This window comes from Pseudomonas sp. IT-P2, assembly GCF_949767575.1.
GTDB classification, from domain to species: Bacteria; Pseudomonadota; Gammaproteobacteria; order Pseudomonadales; family Pseudomonadaceae; genus Aquipseudomonas; species Aquipseudomonas pharyngis.
On the sequence record NZ_CATKQA010000009.1, the window covers coordinates 40,123 to 56,346 of the forward strand.

Here is a 16,224-nt window from a genome sequence, read left to right on the forward strand (position 1 = left end):
TAGGGGAGAGCGACATGAACAGGATCATCAACATCATCGGCGTCTGCCTGCTGGCGATGGCCGGCGCGCTGCTCACGCTGAGCGAGATTGCCCTGGCGCAAACCGGCGCAGGCCAGGTGCTGACCCGCGACGGCGTGTCGATCGCCTTCGATCTGAAGCCGCTGGCCAGCGACGGCCAGCTGCGTGAGGGCGAGTTTGCCGACGTGCAGTTTCGCGTCACCGACGGTGCGTCCGGCCAGCCGTTGTCCGGTGTGGCGCCGGGGGCGTGGATTGATCCGCAAGTCCTTGCCGCTGACCAGGCCCAGGGCCGTGACCAGAGCTGCAAGTCGCGGGTCGGCACGTTCCTCAAGTCCAATATCGGCGCGCGGCCGCTGCTCGACCTCAACAGCTATTTCCTGCTGGTGATGAACCGCGATGCCAGCGTTTCGGTGGTGGATCCGTCAGTCTCGGTCGGCGGTATCACCAGCACTTTGGCGCGGATCGAACTCAAGCAATCGCCGATGGACTGGGTCACGCCCAAGGACAACAAAAAGGTCTTCGTGTCGATGCCGACGGCGGGGGAAGTGGCGGTGATCGACAGCGAGCAATTCAAGGTCATCGACTCGGTGGCCGCCGGCAGCCAACCGGTGCGGGTTGCGCTGCAACCGGACGAGCGTCTGCTGTGGGTCGGCAACAACGCGAGCAAGGCTGAAGAGTCCGGGGTCACGGTGATCGACACCCAGAGCCTCAAACCGCTGAAACACCTGGCGACCGGTCGCGGCCACCACGAAATCAGTTTCAGCAAGGACAGCCGTTTCGCCTTCGTCAGCAACCGCGACGACGGCACCCTCAGCGTTATCGACATTGCCAGCCTGAGCCTGCTGCAACAGGTCAAGACCGGTGCCAGCCCGTTGTCGGTGGCGTATTCGCCGCTGTCCGGCGCGGTGTACGTGGCCGATGGCAAGGACGGCACCGTCACGGTGATCGACAGCAATAGCCGCGCCGTCCGCCGGGTGATCAAGCTGCAACAGGGCCTCGGCCCGATGGGCTTCAGCGCCGACGGCCGTTTTGGCGTGGTGCTGAACACGGTGGAGAATCGTGCCACGGTGATCGACGCGGCCAACGATTCGGCGATCCATGATCTGGAAGTCTCGGCCGAACCCTATCAAGTGGTGTTCACCCAGGCCTATGCCTACGTGCGCGGACTGGCCTCGCCGAAAGTCACCATGATCAACCTGTCTTCGCTCGGCGAAGGGCGTCAGCCGATTACCCAGGGTTTCGAAGCCGGGCCGCAGCCGCCACGGCTGGCCGGGGATCTGCCGCTGGCATCGAGCCTCGCGGTATCGCGCGATGACAACGCGGTGTTCGTGGTCAACCCGGTGGACAACACCACCTATTTCTACGCCGAAGGCATGAATGCGCCGATGTCCGGTTACCCCAATCGGGGGCAAATCGCCCGCGCCGCGCTGGTGATCGACCGCAGCCTGCGCGAAGTCTCGCCGGGGCTCTATAGCGCCCGGGTGAAACTGCCGGCGGCGGGGCGCTTCGACGTGGCGTTCCTGCTCAACCAGCCGAACATCATTCATTGCTTCACCGCGCAAGTGGCGTCCGACGGCGCGCCGGAAAAACACCTGGGCGCGGCGAAAGTCGAGTTCCTGCTGGACAAGACCGCCGTGGCCCTCAACGACCCGTACGTGGTGCGCTTTCGCATCGTCCAGGGCAAACAGAAAATCCAGCGCAGCGGCGTGACCGACGTGCAGTTGCGCTACTTCCTCGCCCCGACTTCCCGGCCCCGTGAAGTGGCCGCACGGGAAGTCGCCGACGGCGTGTACGAAGCGCCGGTGACCCTCGACCGCAGCGGCGCCTGGTACCTGCACGTGCGCGCGGCATCGCTGGGCGCCGGTTTCGACGACAAGACCTTTGCCAGTGTCCGGGCGCTGCCCGGCCAGACTCAGTGACGAGGAAACGACCATGAACCGATTTGCATCCCGTGGCCTGCTGACCCTGTGCCTGTTGGCCGTCGGTATCCAGCAGGCCAGCGCCCACTCGGCGGACGAGCATGCCGGCCACACCGCACCGGCCGCCAACAGCCAGGAACACGCCCAGGTCAAGTTCGCCGACGTGCCGCTGCTCGACCAGAACGGCAAGACCGTGCACCTTGAGCAGGATCTGGTGCACAACAAAATCGTGGTCATGAGTTTCATCTACACCAGTTGCACGACGGTGTGCCCGGTGGTCTCGTCGATCATGGGCAAGGTGCAGAAACAGCTCGGTGCCCGGGTCGGCGCGGAAGTGCAACTGGTGTCGATCAGCATCGACCCGCAGCGCGACGACCCGAAACGTCTGCAGGATTACGCCCGCACCTTCCAGAAAGGCCCGGGCTGGAGCTGGCTCACCGGTTCGCCGCAATCGATCAGCGCAACCCTCAAGGGCCTCGGCAGTTTCAGCGGCGACTTCAAGAATCATCAGCCGCTGATCCTCGTCGGTGACGGCAACAGTCGCCACTGGACGCGCTATTACGGCTTCACCGACCCGGCATTGCTGGCCAGGGAAGTCGAGAAACTCAGCGGCCTGCGCACCCACGCCAAACACACCGCGATTGCCATGGAGCAACAACCATGAGAACCCTGGACTGGATCACCCTGACGGTGTGTTTCTGGATTTTCAGCGCCATGGCCCTGGCTCACGAAGGCCACGAGCAACCGGCACCGGCACCAGCAACGACAACGACCAGCGCTGCGCCCGCACCGGCCAAAGGCACCCACGACGCGAAAACCTGGTTCACCGACACCCCGTTGCTCGACCAGCACGGCGACGTCCAGCGTTTCTACAGCGATGCGCTGCACAACCGCGTGGTGCTGCTCAACGTGATCTTCACCAGTTGCAATGACGCCTGCCCGCTGATCACCCGCAAGCTCAAGGAAGTCCGCGAGCTGCTGGGCGACAAGGCCGACGGCATCACCTTCATTTCCCTTACCAGTGATCCGCTGCGCGACACGCCGGCGGTGCTCAAGGCTTACACCTTGAAGCAGGGCGCCGATGACCCTCACTGGCTTTTCCTCACCGGCGACAAGGCGCAGATGGAGCTGGTGCTGGGCCGCATCGGCCAGATCGTGCCGACGCCCGAACAGCACTCGACCCAGTTGATCGTCGGCGATGTGGCCAACAAACGCTGGAGCAAAATCCGTCCCGACGCCCCGGCCGCCGCCATTGCCCAGCGCTTGCAGCTGCTGACAATGCCCGTGGCCGGCCGCTGAGTCCGCGCCATGAACCTCGGCCGCGTCCTCGCCCTGATCCTGCTCGCTGGCGTCAGCCTCGGCGTGGCCGCGTTGCCGCTGACCGATGAAGAAAGCGCCGGCAAGCGCCTGTACCGCGAAGGCCTGTCCGCCAGCGGCGAGCCGATCATGGCGCGGGTCGGCGCGGCGGATGTGTTGCTGCCGGCCACCAGCCTGCCGTGTGCCAACTGCCACGGTGCCGACGGCCTCGGCCGGCCCGAGGGAGGGGTGCGTCCGCCGGAACTCAACTGGTCGCGGCTGACCAGCATTCATGGCCAGCAACAGATCAACGGCCGCAACTACCCGGCCTACACCGACAGCAGTCTGGCGCGGGTGATCCAGCAGGGTCGCGACCCCGGCAACAATCGCCTCGACCCGAGCATGCCGCGCTTCCTGCTGTCGATGAAGGATCAGCGCAACCTCACCGCGTACCTCAAGCGTCTGGCCGATGACCGCGATCCGGGGCTCGATGACCAGACCTTGCACTTGGGCACCTTGCTGCCCAGCCAGGGGCCGCTGGCCGAGGAGGGGGCCACCATCGCGGCGGTGCTCAACGGCAGTGTGGCGCGGATCAATCAGGCCGGTGGCATTCACGGCCGGCAGTTGCGCCTGACCGTGGCCGATCCCGGCCCGGATCGCGCCAGCGCCGAACAGGCCCTGCAACGGCTGATCGAGGAAGAGCAAGTTTTCGCCCTGATCGCGCCGTTGGCCCCGGCGCTGGACAGCGAACTGGCGCCGCGCCTTGAGCAGTCCGGCGTGCCGCTGATCGGGGCCCTGTCGTTGCTCGGCCCGGTGCAGGCCAGCCCGCAGATTTTCGAACCGCTGCCGGGGCTGCGCGAGCAACTGATAGCGCTGGCTGATTACGCCACCGCCAGTTTGCGAGTGCTGCAAGGGCCGACGCTGATTGCCTATCCCGATGACCCGGCCCAGGTGCTGGCGGCGCAGACCCTTGGCCGCTATCTGCAGGAACACGGCTGGGAAAAAGTCCATCTGCAGGCCTACGACCCGGCGGCGGACAGCTTGCCGCTGGGCTCGCGCTCAGTGTTCTACCTCGGTAGCGGCGGAGGTTTCAGTCGGCTGGCGGCCGGATTGCAGAATGCCGGGCAGGTACCGTACCTGTTTGCTGCGTCGAGCCAGGTGGCGGGGGATTTGTTGCAGGTGCCGGAGGGTTTTTCCCGGCGGGTGTTTCTGGCGTATCCGTTCGTGCCCAGCGACTGGACCCAGGCCGGGCGCATGGCCCTGACGCTGTTGCGCGAGCATCAAGGCCTCGGCGCCCAGCATGCGGTGCTGCAAGTCGGCGCCTACGCCTCGATGCTGTTGTTCAGCGAAGGCATGAAGCAGGCCGGCCGCGACGCCAGCCGCGAAAAACTGGTGGCGGCGCTCGAAGGCCTGCATGACTTCGACACCGGCCTGACCCCGCGCCTGAGCTTCGGCCCCGGCCGACGATTGGGCCTGAGCGGGGCGCACGTGGTCACCGTTGACTTGCCCGACCAGCGTTTTTATCTGGTCGCTCCCTACAAACCGATTCTTGCCACGCCCTGACCGGAGGCCCTGATCATGAAGCTCAAAACCCTGTGTTGGCTGCTGACAGGCTGGTTGTCGGTGGGAATGGCGAACAATGAACCGGTGGCCGCCCGGGTCAACGGCGAGGCGATTTCCGAGTTTCGCCTGGAACGCTTTTTCGCCGAGTACCTGGAAGATCAGGGGCGTGCCGTGGCGAGCATCCGCAACCCCAAGGCCTATAAACAACTGCGTCAGGCCGCGCTGGACACGCTGATCGACAAGGAACTGCTCTGGCAGGAATCGCGCAAGCGCGGGGTGAAGATCGATGAGCAAGCCGTGCGCGAACAGGTCGAACAGACCCGCACCGCCATTGGCGGCACCGAGAAATTCCTCCAGCGTTTGCAGGACGCCGGTTTCGACGAAGCCTCGTTCACCGAGTACACCCATCGTGAGCTGGCGGCGCAGCGGATGTTTGCCGAGCTGACCCAAGTCCAGGCCCCGGACGAGCAAACGGTGCGGGCGTTTTTTGCAGAACACCGCGCTGAAATGGGCTCGCCGGAGCAGGTGCAGGCCCGGCACATTCTGATCAAGGTTGCTGGCGATGCCGATGCCGCCACGGTTGAAGCGGCACGACTACGCTTGATGCAGATGCATGCCGCTATCGCAGGGGGGCAAACCTTTGCTAGCGTCGCGCAATCGGGATCGGAAGATGTCACCGCCAGCCAGGGCGGGGACCTGGGGTATTTCGCCCGTGGGCAGATGGTGCCGGCCTTCGAAACGGCAGCGTTTGCCCTCAAGCCTGGTGAAGTCAGCGAAGCGGTGCGCACACCGTTCGGCTGGCATTTGATCTTTGTCGAGAACCACAAGGAGGCGGCCGATGTCCCAGAGGAGCAAGGGCTGGAAACAGTCAGGGCGTACCTCGCCCGACAGCAACAGACCCAGGCTCGTCGTCAGGTGCTCGCGCAGTTACGGGCAGAGAACAGGATCGAACGAATTGACGACGACTGAAGGTTCCCCCCCAATAGTGGGGAATGGCTTCGATGCCCATTCAGGTGCTTCCCCGTTTCTGGGGAACGGGGTACCGGGACGAGCGGGCATTTCCATTCAATTCAAGGACATGAAGACAAAAAATTACCGGCATTCAGCCTGGCATGAAGTGTGCGTTACCTCTTGTGAGGCGCACTCCAGCAGGTTCGGGTCATTGAATTTCAATTGCCGGCACTTGAGGTTTCAGGGAGTCCACCTTGGTTAACAAAGTACTGGTTGTCGAAGACGAACAGCTGCTTGCACAGAACCTTCAGGATTATCTGTCGGCGCAAGGGCTGGAAGTCCGGATTGCACATGACGGCGCAGAGGGAATCGGCCTGGCCGAGACTTTCGCCCCCGACGTGCTGGTGTTCGATTACCGCTTGCCCGATATGGAAGGGTTCGAGGTGCTCGACGCGGTCCGCCAGAACAGGACGTGTCATTTCGTGCTGATAACGGGTCACCCGACCGCTGAAGTCTGTGAGCGGGCGCGGCAACTGGGAGTCAGTCACATCCTGTTCAAACCGTTTCCCTTGGCGGAACTGGCCCGAGCTGTCTGCGACCTTCTGGGGATCCAGCGCGAAGCGAAACCCGGTGCGAGCCCATCCGAAGGCTTTGTCGAACGACGCCAGAGCAGGACCGAGAGCTTCCCGTTGCAGTTGTACGATGGCAGTTGGGTGCTGGCGGACCGCCGACGAAACCGGTCGGAGGTCATGGCACCGGACGACGATCAAATGCTCACCGGGGAGTAATGGCGCGATAGACGTTCCGGCACTCGCCGAATTCGCCTCCCGCGCCGTCAGGGCCTCAAGCCCCGGGTGTTGGAGAGCAAGCCATGGATCGTCTGTCCGTTGTCGTCGAACCGCTGTCGGTCAATCCTCCGCTGGAGGCCCAGACCCCGCCACGCTTTTCCAGTGAGCAACTGGCCCAGGCCCGGGCACGGGCCAGCACTTCCGGGGAACGGGTGCTCGATGCACTGGCCGTGCTCTGCGAACTGGCGCCGATGCCGTTCATTGCCAGCCTCGGCGCCACCCTGCATTACCCGGTGCTCGACACCGACACGCTGTTTCTGGCGACCCCGGTGTTCGACCGGGTCACCCTCGCGCAATGCCTCAAACGTGAATTCATCCTGCTGCGCCACAACGACGAAGTCATCGGCGTGTTCGCCGACCCCTTCGACACCTCGCGTCTGGCCTGGATCGACGAATGCCTGCACGGCGCGCCGCTGTACCTGGTGCATGCCGACGACCTCAAGGCCTATCTGGCCCGCCACGAAGAAAGCTTCCACGCCGTCGAATCGCTCAACGCCCAGGCCGACGCCGGCAGCGAGACCGACACCCTGCAAAGCCTGTCGCTGACCAGCATCAGCGAAGACTCGAGCGTGGTGGTGAAACTGGTCAACTCGACCCTGTACGACGCGCTGAAAATGCACGCCAGCGACATCCACCTCGGCACCACCGGCCAGGGGCTGGTGATCAAGTACCGGATCGACGGCGTGCTGAACAACATCGGCAAGATCCAGGGCAGCGAGTTCGCCGAGCAGGTGATCTCGCGGGTCAAGGTCATGGCCGAACTGGACATCGGCGAAAAACGCGTGCCTCAGGACGGTCGCTTCAAGATCGGTATCAGCGGCCGGCAGATCGACTTCCGGGTGTCGATCATGCCGAGCATCTTCGGCGAAGACGCGGTGCTGCGGGTGCTGGACAAACAGGACCTGGCCGACAAGGTCTGCGGCGTGCAACTGCAAGCGCTGGGCTTTGAAGACGAAACCCTGCGCCAACTGCGCCGCCTGGCTGCCGAACCCTACGGCATGGTGCTGGTGACCGGCCCCACCGGCAGCGGCAAGACCACCACGCTGTACGCGATGATCACCGAGATCAACCACGGCGTGGACAAGATCATCACCATCGAAGACCCGGTGGAATATCAGCTGCCGGGCGTGCTGCAAATTCCGGTCAACGAGAAAAAAGGCCTGACCTTCGCCCGTGGCCTGCGCTCGATCCTGCGTCACGACCCGGACAAGATCATGGTCGGCGAGATCCGCGACCCGGACACCGCGCAGATCGCCGTGCAATCGGCGCTCACCGGTCACCTCGTATTCACCACCATCCACGCCAACAACGTGTTCGACGTGATCGGTCGTTTTACCCAAATGGAAATCGACCCCTACAGCCTGGTCTCGGCGCTCAACGCGATTCTTGCCCAACGTCTGATCCGGCTGGTGTGCAGCAGTTGCAGCACGCCGGTCAACCCGAGCGATGAAGAGCTGCGCGCTTCGGGCCTCGACCCACAGAAAGTCGATCACTACCACTTCGTCCACGGCAAGGGCTGCGGTCACTGCCGGGGCAGCGGCTATCGCGGCCGCACGGCGATTGCCGAGCTGCTGCACCTGGACGACGAACTGCGCCAGATGATCGTCGAGCGCCAACCCATCACTCAGATCAAAGCCCTGGCCTGCGCCCGTGGTTTGCGCCTCTTGCGCGAATCGGCGCTGGAGCTGGTGGAGCACGGTCGGACCACGCTGGAGGAGATCAATCGTGTCACTTTTATCGCGTGATCAATTTATCGCCGTGCTCGGCGCCAGCGGTGTCGGCCTCGGCCAGCGCCGGGGCAGCGACACCCTGTGGCTGGGCAGCGTCGGCTACATCGACGAAGGCTTCCAGAGCTACGCGGTGGCGCTGGACACCCTCGACCGTCTGCTCGGCGAACACACCCGTGCCGGCGCCGAGCTGAGCGTGGTCATCTCCGGCCACTTCAGCCGTTTCTGCCTGGTGCCGTGGAGCGAGCAGATCAGCAGCCCTGACGAACTGCGCGGCTTCGCCCAACTGTGCTTCGAAGACCTGTTCGGCGCACCGACCCAACCGTGGAGCCTGGTGCTGTCGGCTGAGCCGGCAGGGTATGACCGCATCGCCAGTGCCTTGCCGCAGGATTTGCTGGAACGCCTGCGCACGCTGGTCACGGGTCGCGGTCTGCGCCTGCGCTCGGTGCAGCCGTACCTGATGACCGCGTTCAACCGTTTCGACAAAAGCCTCGACGCCGGTGACTTCCTGTTCATCGTCGCCGAGCCGCAACGCAGCGTGTTGCTGCTGGCAAGGGAAGGGCGCTGGTCGTCGGTGCGTTCGGTGGGCGGCAGCGACAGCGACGCGGCACTCAGCGCGCTGATCGGTCGCGAACGGCAACTGCAAGCCTCCACCAGCGAACGCGCCTTCAACGTTTATCTGCACGCTCCGGCGCGGCTCGATGCGCAACCGGAGGTGGCGGGGGTGCACCTGCGCACCCTCGAAGACAACTCGATGACCGTGCGTGACGCCTTGTACGTCATGTCCCGGGCGGTGGCCTGACATGCGCGCCTTGAACCTCGACTTCCAGCCTCGTCCGCGTTCCGGCCCGTTGGGCTGGAGCCTGCTCGGCGGCGGTGTATTGCTCGCGCTGGTGTGCTTCGGCGTGCAGCAGCACCTCGGCGATCAGGCCGAACAACAGCAGGGTCACTTGCAACACACCCAGCGCCAGCTCACCGGCGACAGCGGCAGCAAGACAACGCTGAGCCCGGCGGAAACCCGCGAGCAGGCGCAGAACCTTGCTGAAATGCGCAAGGTCTCGCAGCAACTGCGCCGCCCCTGGGAACGCCTGTTCGCCATGCTCGAAGCCATGCCGCGCGACGACATTGCCTTGCTGACCCTGACCCCGGATGCGCGCAAGGGCCAGGTGCGGATCAGCGCCGAAGCACGGGATCTGCAAGCGATGCTGGATTTCCACAAACGGCTGGAGGCCAGTGACGAGCTGTCCGACGTGTCGCTGCTGAGCCACGAAATCGTCGTCAAATCGCCGGAGCAACCGGTGCAATTCAACCTGTCGGCGACCTGGGAGATAGGCGATGCGAATCCCTAGACTGATCGTTCACGAATACCTGCAAGGCCTCGGCGTTCCGGGACTGGCCGGTCTGGCGCTGCTGCTGGTCACGGTTGCCTGGGCACTCGGCGGTTTGCTGCCGGGCTGGCAATCGCTGCAACAGCTCAGCCAGCAAACCCGGGAAGCCACCGAATACCTGGCCAAGGTCGAGGACGGCAGCATCGCGCCGCCGGTGGTGCCGCAACGTCAGCTGGATGATTTTCGCAACAAGCTGCCGGCCCAGCCGCAAGCCACTGTCGCCATCGACCGCATCTACGCCCTGGCCGCGCAGGAACACATCACTTTGGCGCGCGGCGAATACGCTCTCGGCGTCGATCCCAAGACCCATCTGGCGCGCTACCAGATCCTGTTGCCGGTGCGCGGCAGCTATCCGCAGCTGCGCCGTTTCCTGCACGCCTTGCTCGGCCAGTTGCCGGCGGTGGTGGTGGAAGACGTCGAGTTTCAACGCAAGAAGATTGCCGACACCGACCTCAGCGGCCGGATCCGTATGACCCTCTACCTGTCGAGGTCGTGATGGACAGCAAACGCATAACCGGCTGGGTGGTGTTCTTCGGCGTGGCGGCGGCGCTGGCCTGGTTGCCGGAATATTTCTTGCCGAGCGACGAAGCGGATTCGACCGAAGTCGCCGTGGCCAGCCCGGCCAAAGCCAGCGCCCGTGGCGCCTTGCCCGCCAGCAGCGCCAAGGCGAATGCGGCGCCGATCAAGGACCTGAGCCCGGCCGGCGACCTGTTTGCGAGCAAATCCTGGAAGGCCGCGCCGACCCTGGCGACGGTCACCGAACAAGCGATCAACCCGACCCCGGTGGTGCAAGCCCCGAGCCTGCCACCGGTGCCGTTTCAGTTCGTCGGCAGGCTGCATGACCGCAGCGACCTGCAGGTGTTCTTGCAGGACGGCGAGAAAATCTACGTCGTGCGCAGCGGGGATGTGATCGACGACACCTGGAAGATTGCGGCGATTTCCGATGTGGAACTGAGCCTGGTCTACCTGCCTTTGCATTTGTCGCAGACCTTGTCTGTGGGGAGTACGCAATGAACAGATCCCGTTTGCTGATGAGCCTCGGCCTGTGTGCCGGGCTGGCCGCGTGCAGTTCCGCGCAGGTCGCCAACCAGGAGGCTTCCGACCTGATCGAGCAGGGCCAGTACGAGGCGGGCCTGGCCCGGATCGAGGAAGGCTTGCGGGAAAATCCGCGCGACACCGAGCTGCACCTGCTGCTCAACAGCGGCCGGGCCAAAGCCATCACCGCGCTGCTGACCTCCGGCGACACCGACCGCGCCCGCCGCGATTTCGCCTCGGCCCGCACCGCCTACAGCCGGGTGCTGACCATCGAGCCGAACAACCGCCGCGCCCAGGATGCCCTGCGCCAGCTCGACTACCTGCGCAGCATGGACGAGAAACTTGAGCTGGCCCGTGGCGACCTGCGCCGGGGCGACATCTACGGCGCCGACCGCCAAGTCAAACAGATCCTCGAACTCGACCCGAAAAACGACGGCGCGCTGGAGCTGCAAGGCAACATCCGTCTGGTGCAGAGCCGCAACGTCATCCAGTACCCGCAACTGCGCACCCGGCTTGATCGCCCGGTGACCCTGGAGTTTCGCGACGCCAACCTCAAGACCATTTTCGAAGTGCTGTCGCAGGTCGCCGGCCTCAATTTCATCTTCGACAAGGACCTGCGCCCCGACATGAAAGCCACGATCTTCGTGCGTGACGTGCGCATCGAAGACGCCGTGCAACTGCTGCTGCAACAGAACCAGCTGCACCAGAAAGTGGTGAACGAAAACACCTTGCTGATCTTTCCGGACTCGCCGCAGAAGCTGAAGGATTACCAAGAACTGGTGATGCGCACCTTCTACCTGACCAGCATCGACGCCAACACCGCGCTGAACATGATCAAGACCATGCTCAAGACCCGTGACGTGTTCGTCGACGAACGCCTGAACACCCTGACCATGCGCGACACCGAAGACGCCGTGCGCATGGCCGAAAAACTCCTGCAATCGCAAGACCAGTCCAACCCCGAAGTGGTGCTGGAAGTGGAAGTGATGGAAGTCGCCACCCAGCGCATTCTCGACCTCGGTCTGCAATGGCCGAACACCTTCGGTGTGGTCAACAGCGACGGTTCGGCGGTGAGCATTCTTGATCAGCTCAAAGGCATCAACTCCAGCCGCATCTCAATCGCGCCTTCGCCGCAAGCCAAGATCAATGCCCAGGACAACGACATCAACACCCTGGCCAGCCCGGTGATCCGCGTCAGCAACCGCGAACAGGCGCGCATCCACATCGGTCAGCGGGTGCCGATCATCAGCGCCACGTCGGTGCCGTCGACTCAGGGCCCGGTGATCACCGAAAGCGTCACCTACCTCGACGTCGGTCTGAAGCTCGAAGTGCAACCGACCGTGCACCTGAACAACGAAGTGGCGATCAAGATCGCTCTGGAAGTGAGTAACGCCACGCCGCTGGAACCGACCCGCCAGGGGACGATTCCGGTGCAGGTCGACACCCGCAACGCCCAGACTTCGCTGCGTCTGCATGACGGCGAAACCCAGATCCTTGCCGGCCTGATGCGCAACGACCACGGCGCCACCGGCAACAAGATTCCGGGCCTCGGCGACATCCCCGGTCTGGGCCGGCTGTTCGGCAGCAACAAGGACACCATCGGCAAATCGGAACTGGTGCTCTCGATCACCCCACGGATCGTGCGCAACCTGCCGTACCAAAGCCCGTCGGACATGGAATTCCCCACCGGCACCGAAACCAGCATGCACATCCAGGCGCCGGACCGTTCGCAGAATTACTCGATGCCGACGCCTGCCGCGCAGCCTCGTGCAGTCGGTGAAGCGGCCGTGGCCACCACCCGTGTAACCGTCGAGAAGCCTTGATCATGAACGCCTCCCAGCGCGGTTTTACCTTGATTGAAGTCGTGGTGACGCTGGCCCTGATCGGCCTGCTGGCCGGCATGGCCGCGCCGCTGACCGAGACCCTGGTACGGCGTGGCAAGGAGCAGGAACTGCGCACCGCGCTGTATCAGATTCGCGATGGCATCGACGCCTACAAGCGTGCCTTCGATGCCGGCTACATCGAGAAATCCCTGAACAGCAGCGGCTACCCGCCGAACCTGAAAGTGCTGGTCGAAGGCGTGCGCGACGTGCGCAGTGCCAAGGGGGCGAAGTTTTACTTTCTGCGCCGGATACCGCGGGATCCGCTGGTGCCGGCCAAACGTGACGACAACGGCGGTTGGGGCCTGCGGGCCTACAACAGTTCGGCCCAGAACCCGCGCGATGGCGAAGACGTGTTCGACGTCTACTCCCTCGCCCGGGGCCATGGCCTCAACGGCATCGCTTACCGCGAGTGGTGATTCTCATGCGCCGGGAAAAGGGGTTTACCTTGCTCGAGCTGATGGTGGTGATGGCGATCATCGCGACCCTGATGACCATCGCCTTGCCGCGCTACTTCAACAGCCTCGAGGCCTCCAAAGAGACCACGTTGCACCAGAGCCTGTCGGCCATGCGCGAGGCGCTGGATCACTACTACGGCGACACCGGGCGCTATCCCGATTCCATCGAGCAACTGGTGGAGATGCGTTACCTGCGCAACGCGCCGCTGGACCCGATCACCGAACGCAATGACCAATGGGTGCTGATCGCACCGCCGGACGGTGTGGCGGGCGGCGTCGCCGACATCAAGAGCGGAGCTACCGGGAGGGCGCGTGATGGCAGCCAGTATTCCGAGTGGTAAGCACGTGGAGCAGGGTGGGTTCACCTACCTGGGCGTGCTGTTCCTGATCGTGATCATGGGCATGGGCCTGGCCAGTGCCGGCGAGTTGTGGTCGACCGCGTCGCGCCGCGATCGCGAGAAACAACTGCTGTGGGTCGGCACCCAGTACGCCCAGGCGCTGCGCAGCTACTACCGCAGTTCGCCGGGCCTGGCGCAGTACCCGAAAGAACTGGCCGACCTGCTGCAGGACGAACGTTTTCCGGAAGCCCGCCACCATCTGCGCCAGCTCTATCCGGACCCGATCGGCGGCGGCGAATGGGTACTGCAACGGGGTTTCGACGGACGCATCACCGGCATCAACAGTGCCTCCACCGAGGTGCCGTTGAAGCAGGCGGACTTCCCGTCGCAGTGGTCGGATTTCGAAGGCATGCAGCGTTATTCGGACTGGCAGTTTGTGGCCGAGAAAGCCTTCCTCGACGGCACCGGCTCTGGCAACGGGGCCCCGGTCAAAGGCCAGTCGGCCCTGCCGCAGGCGTTGCAACCATGAGCCGCCACGTGTGGTGCGCGTTGATCCTCGCGGCCGTGGCGTCTTTCGCCAGCGCCAGCGAGGAAGACGAAATGATGGGCTTCATCGTCGACGACACGATCTCGCACATCGGCCACGACTTTTACTACTCGTTCAGCGAGCGCTTGCGCGACACCAGCCGCATGGATTTCAACTTGGTGGTGCGCGAGCGCCCCGACGCACGCTGGGGCAGCCTGGTGACCGTCGAGTATCAACAACGCCTGGTGTATCGGCGCTTCCTGCCGCCGAACACCGTGGAACTGAAGGACGAGGCCTACGAGGCCGCCGACTCGGTTCGACTGGAGGTCGTCCGGCGCAAGCTGGAAGCCTTGTTGCAGGACACCACCGACCTTGAGAAGGACGAACTATGAACACGACAACGTTCTCACGGCGCAGCGGATTCTGGATCTCGGGGTTGTTGATCGGGCTTGCCAGCGCCGCTGCCGTCCAGGCCACCGAACTGGTCTACACGCCGGTCAACCCGTCGTTCGGCGGCAACCCGCTCAACGGCACCTGGCTGCTCAACAACGCCCAGGCGCAAAACGACCACGACGATCCGGATCTCAAGAAGCGTTCGACGGTGGCCGGCACTTCGGCACTCGAGCGCTTCACCAGTCAATTGCAGTCGCGGTTGCTGGGGCAACTGCTGGACAACATCTCCACCGGCAACACGGGGAGCCTGTCCACCGACGCTTTTATCGTCAACGTCGTTGATGACTCGGGGGCACTGACGATTGAAGTGACCGACCGGGCGAGCGGCGAAGTTTCCGAAATTCAGGTGAACGGCCTCAACCCATGACGGGATGACGGTTCCGGGGAGCGATGGACATGAAAAAAATAATTGCGCTAGGGCTGATGTTGGCAGCATTACAAGGGTGCAGTCTGCGCGAGCCGATGCCGGCCGAGCAGGACACCGATACCCCGACCCTGACCCCCAGGGCCTCGACCTACTACGACTTGCTGAAAATGCCGCGACCCAAGGGCCGGCTGATGGCGGTGGTGTACGGCTTCCGTGACCAGACCGGGCAGTACAAACCGACGCCGGCCAGCTCCTTTTCCACCAGCGTCACCCAGGGCGCGGCGTCGATGTTGATGGACGCCATGCAGGCCAGCGGCTGGTTTGTGGTGCTTGAGCGTGAAGGGCTGCAGAACCTGCTGACTGAACGCAAGATCATTCGCGCGTCGCAGAAGAAGCCGAATACGCCGGTGAACATTCAGGGTGAGCTGCCACCGTTGCAGGCGGCGAACATGATGCTCGAGGGCGGGATCATCGCTTACGACACCAACGTGCGCAGCGGTGGGGAAGGGGCGCGGTATCTGGGGATTGATCTGTCCCGTGAGTATCGGGTGGATCAGGTGACGGTGAATTTGCGTGCGGTGGATGTGCGTAGTGGGCAGGTGCTGGCGAATGTGATGACCAGCAAGACGATTTATTCGGTGGCGCGCAGTGCGGGGATTTTCAAGTTTATCGAGTTCAAGAAGTTGCTTGAGGCTGAGGTCGGGTATACGACCAATGAGCCGGCGCAGTTGTGTGTGCTTTCGGCGATTGAGGCGGCGGTGGGGCATATGGTGGCGCAGGGGATTGAGCGGCGGTTGTGGCAGGTGGCGGGGGATGCTTCTACGCCTTCGCAGGATGATGTTTTGAATCGGTACCTGACTCAGAACAAGATTGATCCGGATGCCGAGTGAACGTGGCGGCCTTCGGGCCGACCAGGTTCTTGTTGGGTTGGGTGAATATCCGTTTCTTCGGGTGTTGCCGCTGGCGGTTCCGCTCTTACAGCGGCTCACTTTTTCAAACGCCAAAAAGTAAGCAAAAGGCTTGGCCCCGGCGTTCGGCCCCTCGCTGGGGCTCGGGGTTCCTTCGCTCCGGGATTCATCCGGGGGCATCGCCTCCGGTTTGCTTCGCTGCACCTCCTCTCGATGTGTTTGGCTTCGCCAAACGGTCGCTGCGCTCCCACCCCCGGATAAATCCCTCCACTCAGCCTTCCGAAGGGGCCGGCACGTCAAAAGCTTTACTCGAGCTAACGCTCATCGTGTTGAGTGGTGAGAAGCGGAAAGCGGAAAGCGGAAAGCGGAAAGCGGAAAGCGGAAAGCGGAAAGCAGAAAGCAGAAAGCAGAAAGCAGAAAGCAGAAAGCAGAAAGCGGACTGCTTTTGCTTTGATCGTTCCCACGCTCCGCGTGGGAATGCAGCCCGGGACGCTCCGCGTTCCATTCTCGAATGTTTAAAAGTTGTGTCTGTTTCAGCGATCCTTCCCA

Annotated in this window: 18 protein-coding genes; all 18 read left to right on the forward strand. The window is 63.6% G+C overall.

The window, feature by feature from the left end:
* The first annotated feature begins 14 nt into the window (after positions 1–14).
* The 18 genes from ACM6JM_RS06105 to ACM6JM_RS06190 all read left to right on the forward strand — a co-directional run bounded on the left by ACM6JM_RS06105 (position 15) and on the right by ACM6JM_RS06190 (position 15,657).
* Entirely contained in the window at positions 15–1,937 is a 1,923-nt protein-coding gene (locus ACM6JM_RS06105; RefSeq protein ID WP_414881462.1) for a cytochrome D1 domain-containing protein, read from the forward strand.
* 13 nt (positions 1,938–1,950) lie between these two features.
* Positions 1,951–2,601, forward strand: a complete 651-nt coding sequence (locus ACM6JM_RS06110) for an SCO family protein (protein ID WP_039769028.1) — start codon at positions 1,951–1,953, stop codon at positions 2,599–2,601.
* Positions 2,598–3,236: an SCO family protein gene (locus ACM6JM_RS06115; RefSeq protein ID WP_414881463.1), complete on the forward strand. Its 639-nt coding sequence runs from the start codon at positions 2,598–2,600 to the stop codon at positions 3,234–3,236. The genes ACM6JM_RS06110 and ACM6JM_RS06115 overlap by 4 nt, the downstream gene beginning before the upstream one ends.
* 9 nt (positions 3,237–3,245) lie before the next feature.
* Complete coding sequence (locus ACM6JM_RS06120; RefSeq protein ID WP_414881464.1) at positions 3,246–4,796, forward strand: ABC transporter substrate-binding protein; 1,551 nt, start codon at positions 3,246–3,248, stop codon at positions 4,794–4,796.
* Positions 4,797–4,811: 15 nt separating this feature from the next.
* Positions 4,812–5,765 carry a peptidylprolyl isomerase gene (locus ACM6JM_RS06125; protein WP_414881465.1) on the forward strand — a complete coding sequence of 318 codons (954 nt, stop codon included), beginning with the start codon at positions 4,812–4,814 and terminating at the stop codon, positions 5,763–5,765.
* A 236-nt stretch (positions 5,766–6,001) separates the two neighbouring features.
* Positions 6,002–6,535, forward strand: a complete 534-nt coding sequence (locus tag ACM6JM_RS06130) for a response regulator (protein WP_039769033.1) — start codon at positions 6,002–6,004, stop codon at positions 6,533–6,535.
* An 83-nt stretch (positions 6,536–6,618) separates the two neighbouring features.
* Positions 6,619–8,340, forward strand: a complete 1,722-nt coding sequence (locus ACM6JM_RS06135) for a GspE/PulE family protein (RefSeq protein ID WP_039769035.1) — start codon at positions 6,619–6,621, stop codon at positions 8,338–8,340.
* Positions 8,321–9,124 carry a hypothetical protein gene (locus ACM6JM_RS06140; RefSeq protein WP_134334404.1) on the forward strand — a complete coding sequence of 268 codons (804 nt, stop codon included), beginning with the start codon at positions 8,321–8,323 and terminating at the stop codon, positions 9,122–9,124. The genes ACM6JM_RS06135 and ACM6JM_RS06140 overlap by 20 nt, the downstream gene beginning before the upstream one ends.
* Position 9,125: 1 nt before the next feature.
* Complete coding sequence (locus ACM6JM_RS06145; RefSeq protein WP_007956129.1) at positions 9,126–9,671, forward strand: PilN domain-containing protein; 546 nt, start codon at positions 9,126–9,128, stop codon at positions 9,669–9,671.
* The gene (locus tag ACM6JM_RS06150) at positions 9,658–10,206 is read left to right on the forward strand and encodes a GspMb/PilO family protein (protein ID WP_039769037.1); all 549 of its coding nucleotides are present in this window, start codon (positions 9,658–9,660) and stop codon (positions 10,204–10,206) included. Before ACM6JM_RS06145 ends, ACM6JM_RS06150 begins: the two co-directional genes overlap by 14 nt.
* Complete coding sequence (locus tag ACM6JM_RS06155) at positions 10,206–10,724, forward strand: hypothetical protein (protein WP_414881466.1); 519 nt, start codon at positions 10,206–10,208, stop codon at positions 10,722–10,724. Before ACM6JM_RS06150 ends, ACM6JM_RS06155 begins: the two co-directional genes overlap by 1 nt.
* Positions 10,721–12,568: a secretin N-terminal domain-containing protein gene (locus tag ACM6JM_RS06160; protein WP_414881467.1), complete on the forward strand. Its 1,848-nt coding sequence runs from the start codon at positions 10,721–10,723 to the stop codon at positions 12,566–12,568. Before ACM6JM_RS06155 ends, ACM6JM_RS06160 begins: the two co-directional genes overlap by 4 nt.
* A 2-nt stretch (positions 12,569–12,570) precedes the next feature.
* Entirely contained in the window at positions 12,571–13,044 is a 474-nt protein-coding gene (locus ACM6JM_RS06165; RefSeq protein ID WP_039769040.1) for a type II secretion system protein, read from the forward strand.
* A 5-nt stretch (positions 13,045–13,049) separates the two neighbouring features.
* Complete coding sequence (locus tag ACM6JM_RS06170) at positions 13,050–13,424, forward strand: type II secretion system protein (RefSeq protein ID WP_011333435.1); 375 nt, start codon at positions 13,050–13,052, stop codon at positions 13,422–13,424.
* Positions 13,399–13,950 carry a type II secretion system protein gene (locus ACM6JM_RS06175; RefSeq protein ID WP_414881468.1) on the forward strand — a complete coding sequence of 184 codons (552 nt, stop codon included), beginning with the start codon at positions 13,399–13,401 and terminating at the stop codon, positions 13,948–13,950. Before ACM6JM_RS06170 ends, ACM6JM_RS06175 begins: the two co-directional genes overlap by 26 nt.
* Positions 13,947–14,339: a curli production assembly/transport protein CsgE gene (gene csgE, locus ACM6JM_RS06180; protein ID WP_039769043.1), complete on the forward strand. Its 393-nt coding sequence runs from the start codon at positions 13,947–13,949 to the stop codon at positions 14,337–14,339. Before ACM6JM_RS06175 ends, csgE begins: the two co-directional genes overlap by 4 nt.
* Positions 14,336–14,767 (forward strand): curli assembly protein CsgF, encoded by a 432-nt coding sequence (locus ACM6JM_RS06185; RefSeq protein WP_007956141.1) that lies wholly within the window; start codon positions 14,336–14,338, stop codon positions 14,765–14,767. The genes csgE and ACM6JM_RS06185 overlap by 4 nt, the downstream gene beginning before the upstream one ends.
* 29 nt (positions 14,768–14,796) lie before the next feature.
* Positions 14,797–15,657, forward strand: a complete 861-nt coding sequence (locus ACM6JM_RS06190; protein WP_064378912.1) for a CsgG/HfaB family protein — start codon at positions 14,797–14,799, stop codon at positions 15,655–15,657.
* The last annotated feature ends 567 nt before the right edge of the window (positions 15,658–16,224 follow it).

What these genes read in the sequence shown, in the direction of transcription:
- ACM6JM_RS06105 (WP_414881462.1), top strand. Translation starts at nt 15, where the DNA reads ATGAACAGGATCATCAACATCATCGGCGTCTGCCTGCTGGCGATGGCC.
- ACM6JM_RS06110 (WP_039769028.1), top strand. Translation starts at nt 1,951, where the DNA reads ATGAACCGATTTGCATCCCGTGGCCTGCTGACCCTGTGCCTGTTGGCC.
- ACM6JM_RS06115 (WP_414881463.1), top strand. Translation starts at nt 2,598, where the DNA reads ATGAGAACCCTGGACTGGATCACCCTGACGGTGTGTTTCTGGATTTTC.
- ACM6JM_RS06120 (WP_414881464.1), top strand. Translation starts at nt 3,246, where the DNA reads ATGAACCTCGGCCGCGTCCTCGCCCTGATCCTGCTCGCTGGCGTCAGC.
- ACM6JM_RS06125 (WP_414881465.1), top strand. Translation starts at nt 4,812, where the DNA reads ATGAAGCTCAAAACCCTGTGTTGGCTGCTGACAGGCTGGTTGTCGGTG.
- ACM6JM_RS06135 (WP_039769035.1), top strand. Translation starts at nt 6,619, where the DNA reads ATGGATCGTCTGTCCGTTGTCGTCGAACCGCTGTCGGTCAATCCTCCG.
- ACM6JM_RS06145 (WP_007956129.1), top strand. Translation starts at nt 9,126, where the DNA reads ATGCGCGCCTTGAACCTCGACTTCCAGCCTCGTCCGCGTTCCGGCCCG.
- ACM6JM_RS06150 (WP_039769037.1), top strand. Translation starts at nt 9,658, where the DNA reads ATGCGAATCCCTAGACTGATCGTTCACGAATACCTGCAAGGCCTCGGC.
- ACM6JM_RS06155 (WP_414881466.1), top strand. Translation starts at nt 10,206, where the DNA reads ATGGACAGCAAACGCATAACCGGCTGGGTGGTGTTCTTCGGCGTGGCG.
- ACM6JM_RS06160 (WP_414881467.1), top strand. Translation starts at nt 10,721, where the DNA reads ATGAACAGATCCCGTTTGCTGATGAGCCTCGGCCTGTGTGCCGGGCTG.
- ACM6JM_RS06165 (WP_039769040.1), top strand. Translation starts at nt 12,571, where the DNA reads ATGAACGCCTCCCAGCGCGGTTTTACCTTGATTGAAGTCGTGGTGACG.
- ACM6JM_RS06170 (WP_011333435.1), top strand. Translation starts at nt 13,050, where the DNA reads ATGCGCCGGGAAAAGGGGTTTACCTTGCTCGAGCTGATGGTGGTGATG.
- ACM6JM_RS06175 (WP_414881468.1), top strand. Translation starts at nt 13,399, where the DNA reads ATGGCAGCCAGTATTCCGAGTGGTAAGCACGTGGAGCAGGGTGGGTTC.
- csgE (WP_039769043.1), top strand. Translation starts at nt 13,947, where the DNA reads ATGAGCCGCCACGTGTGGTGCGCGTTGATCCTCGCGGCCGTGGCGTCT.
- ACM6JM_RS06185 (WP_007956141.1), top strand. Translation starts at nt 14,336, where the DNA reads ATGAACACGACAACGTTCTCACGGCGCAGCGGATTCTGGATCTCGGGG.
- ACM6JM_RS06190 (WP_064378912.1), top strand. Translation starts at nt 14,797, where the DNA reads ATGAAAAAAATAATTGCGCTAGGGCTGATGTTGGCAGCATTACAAGGG.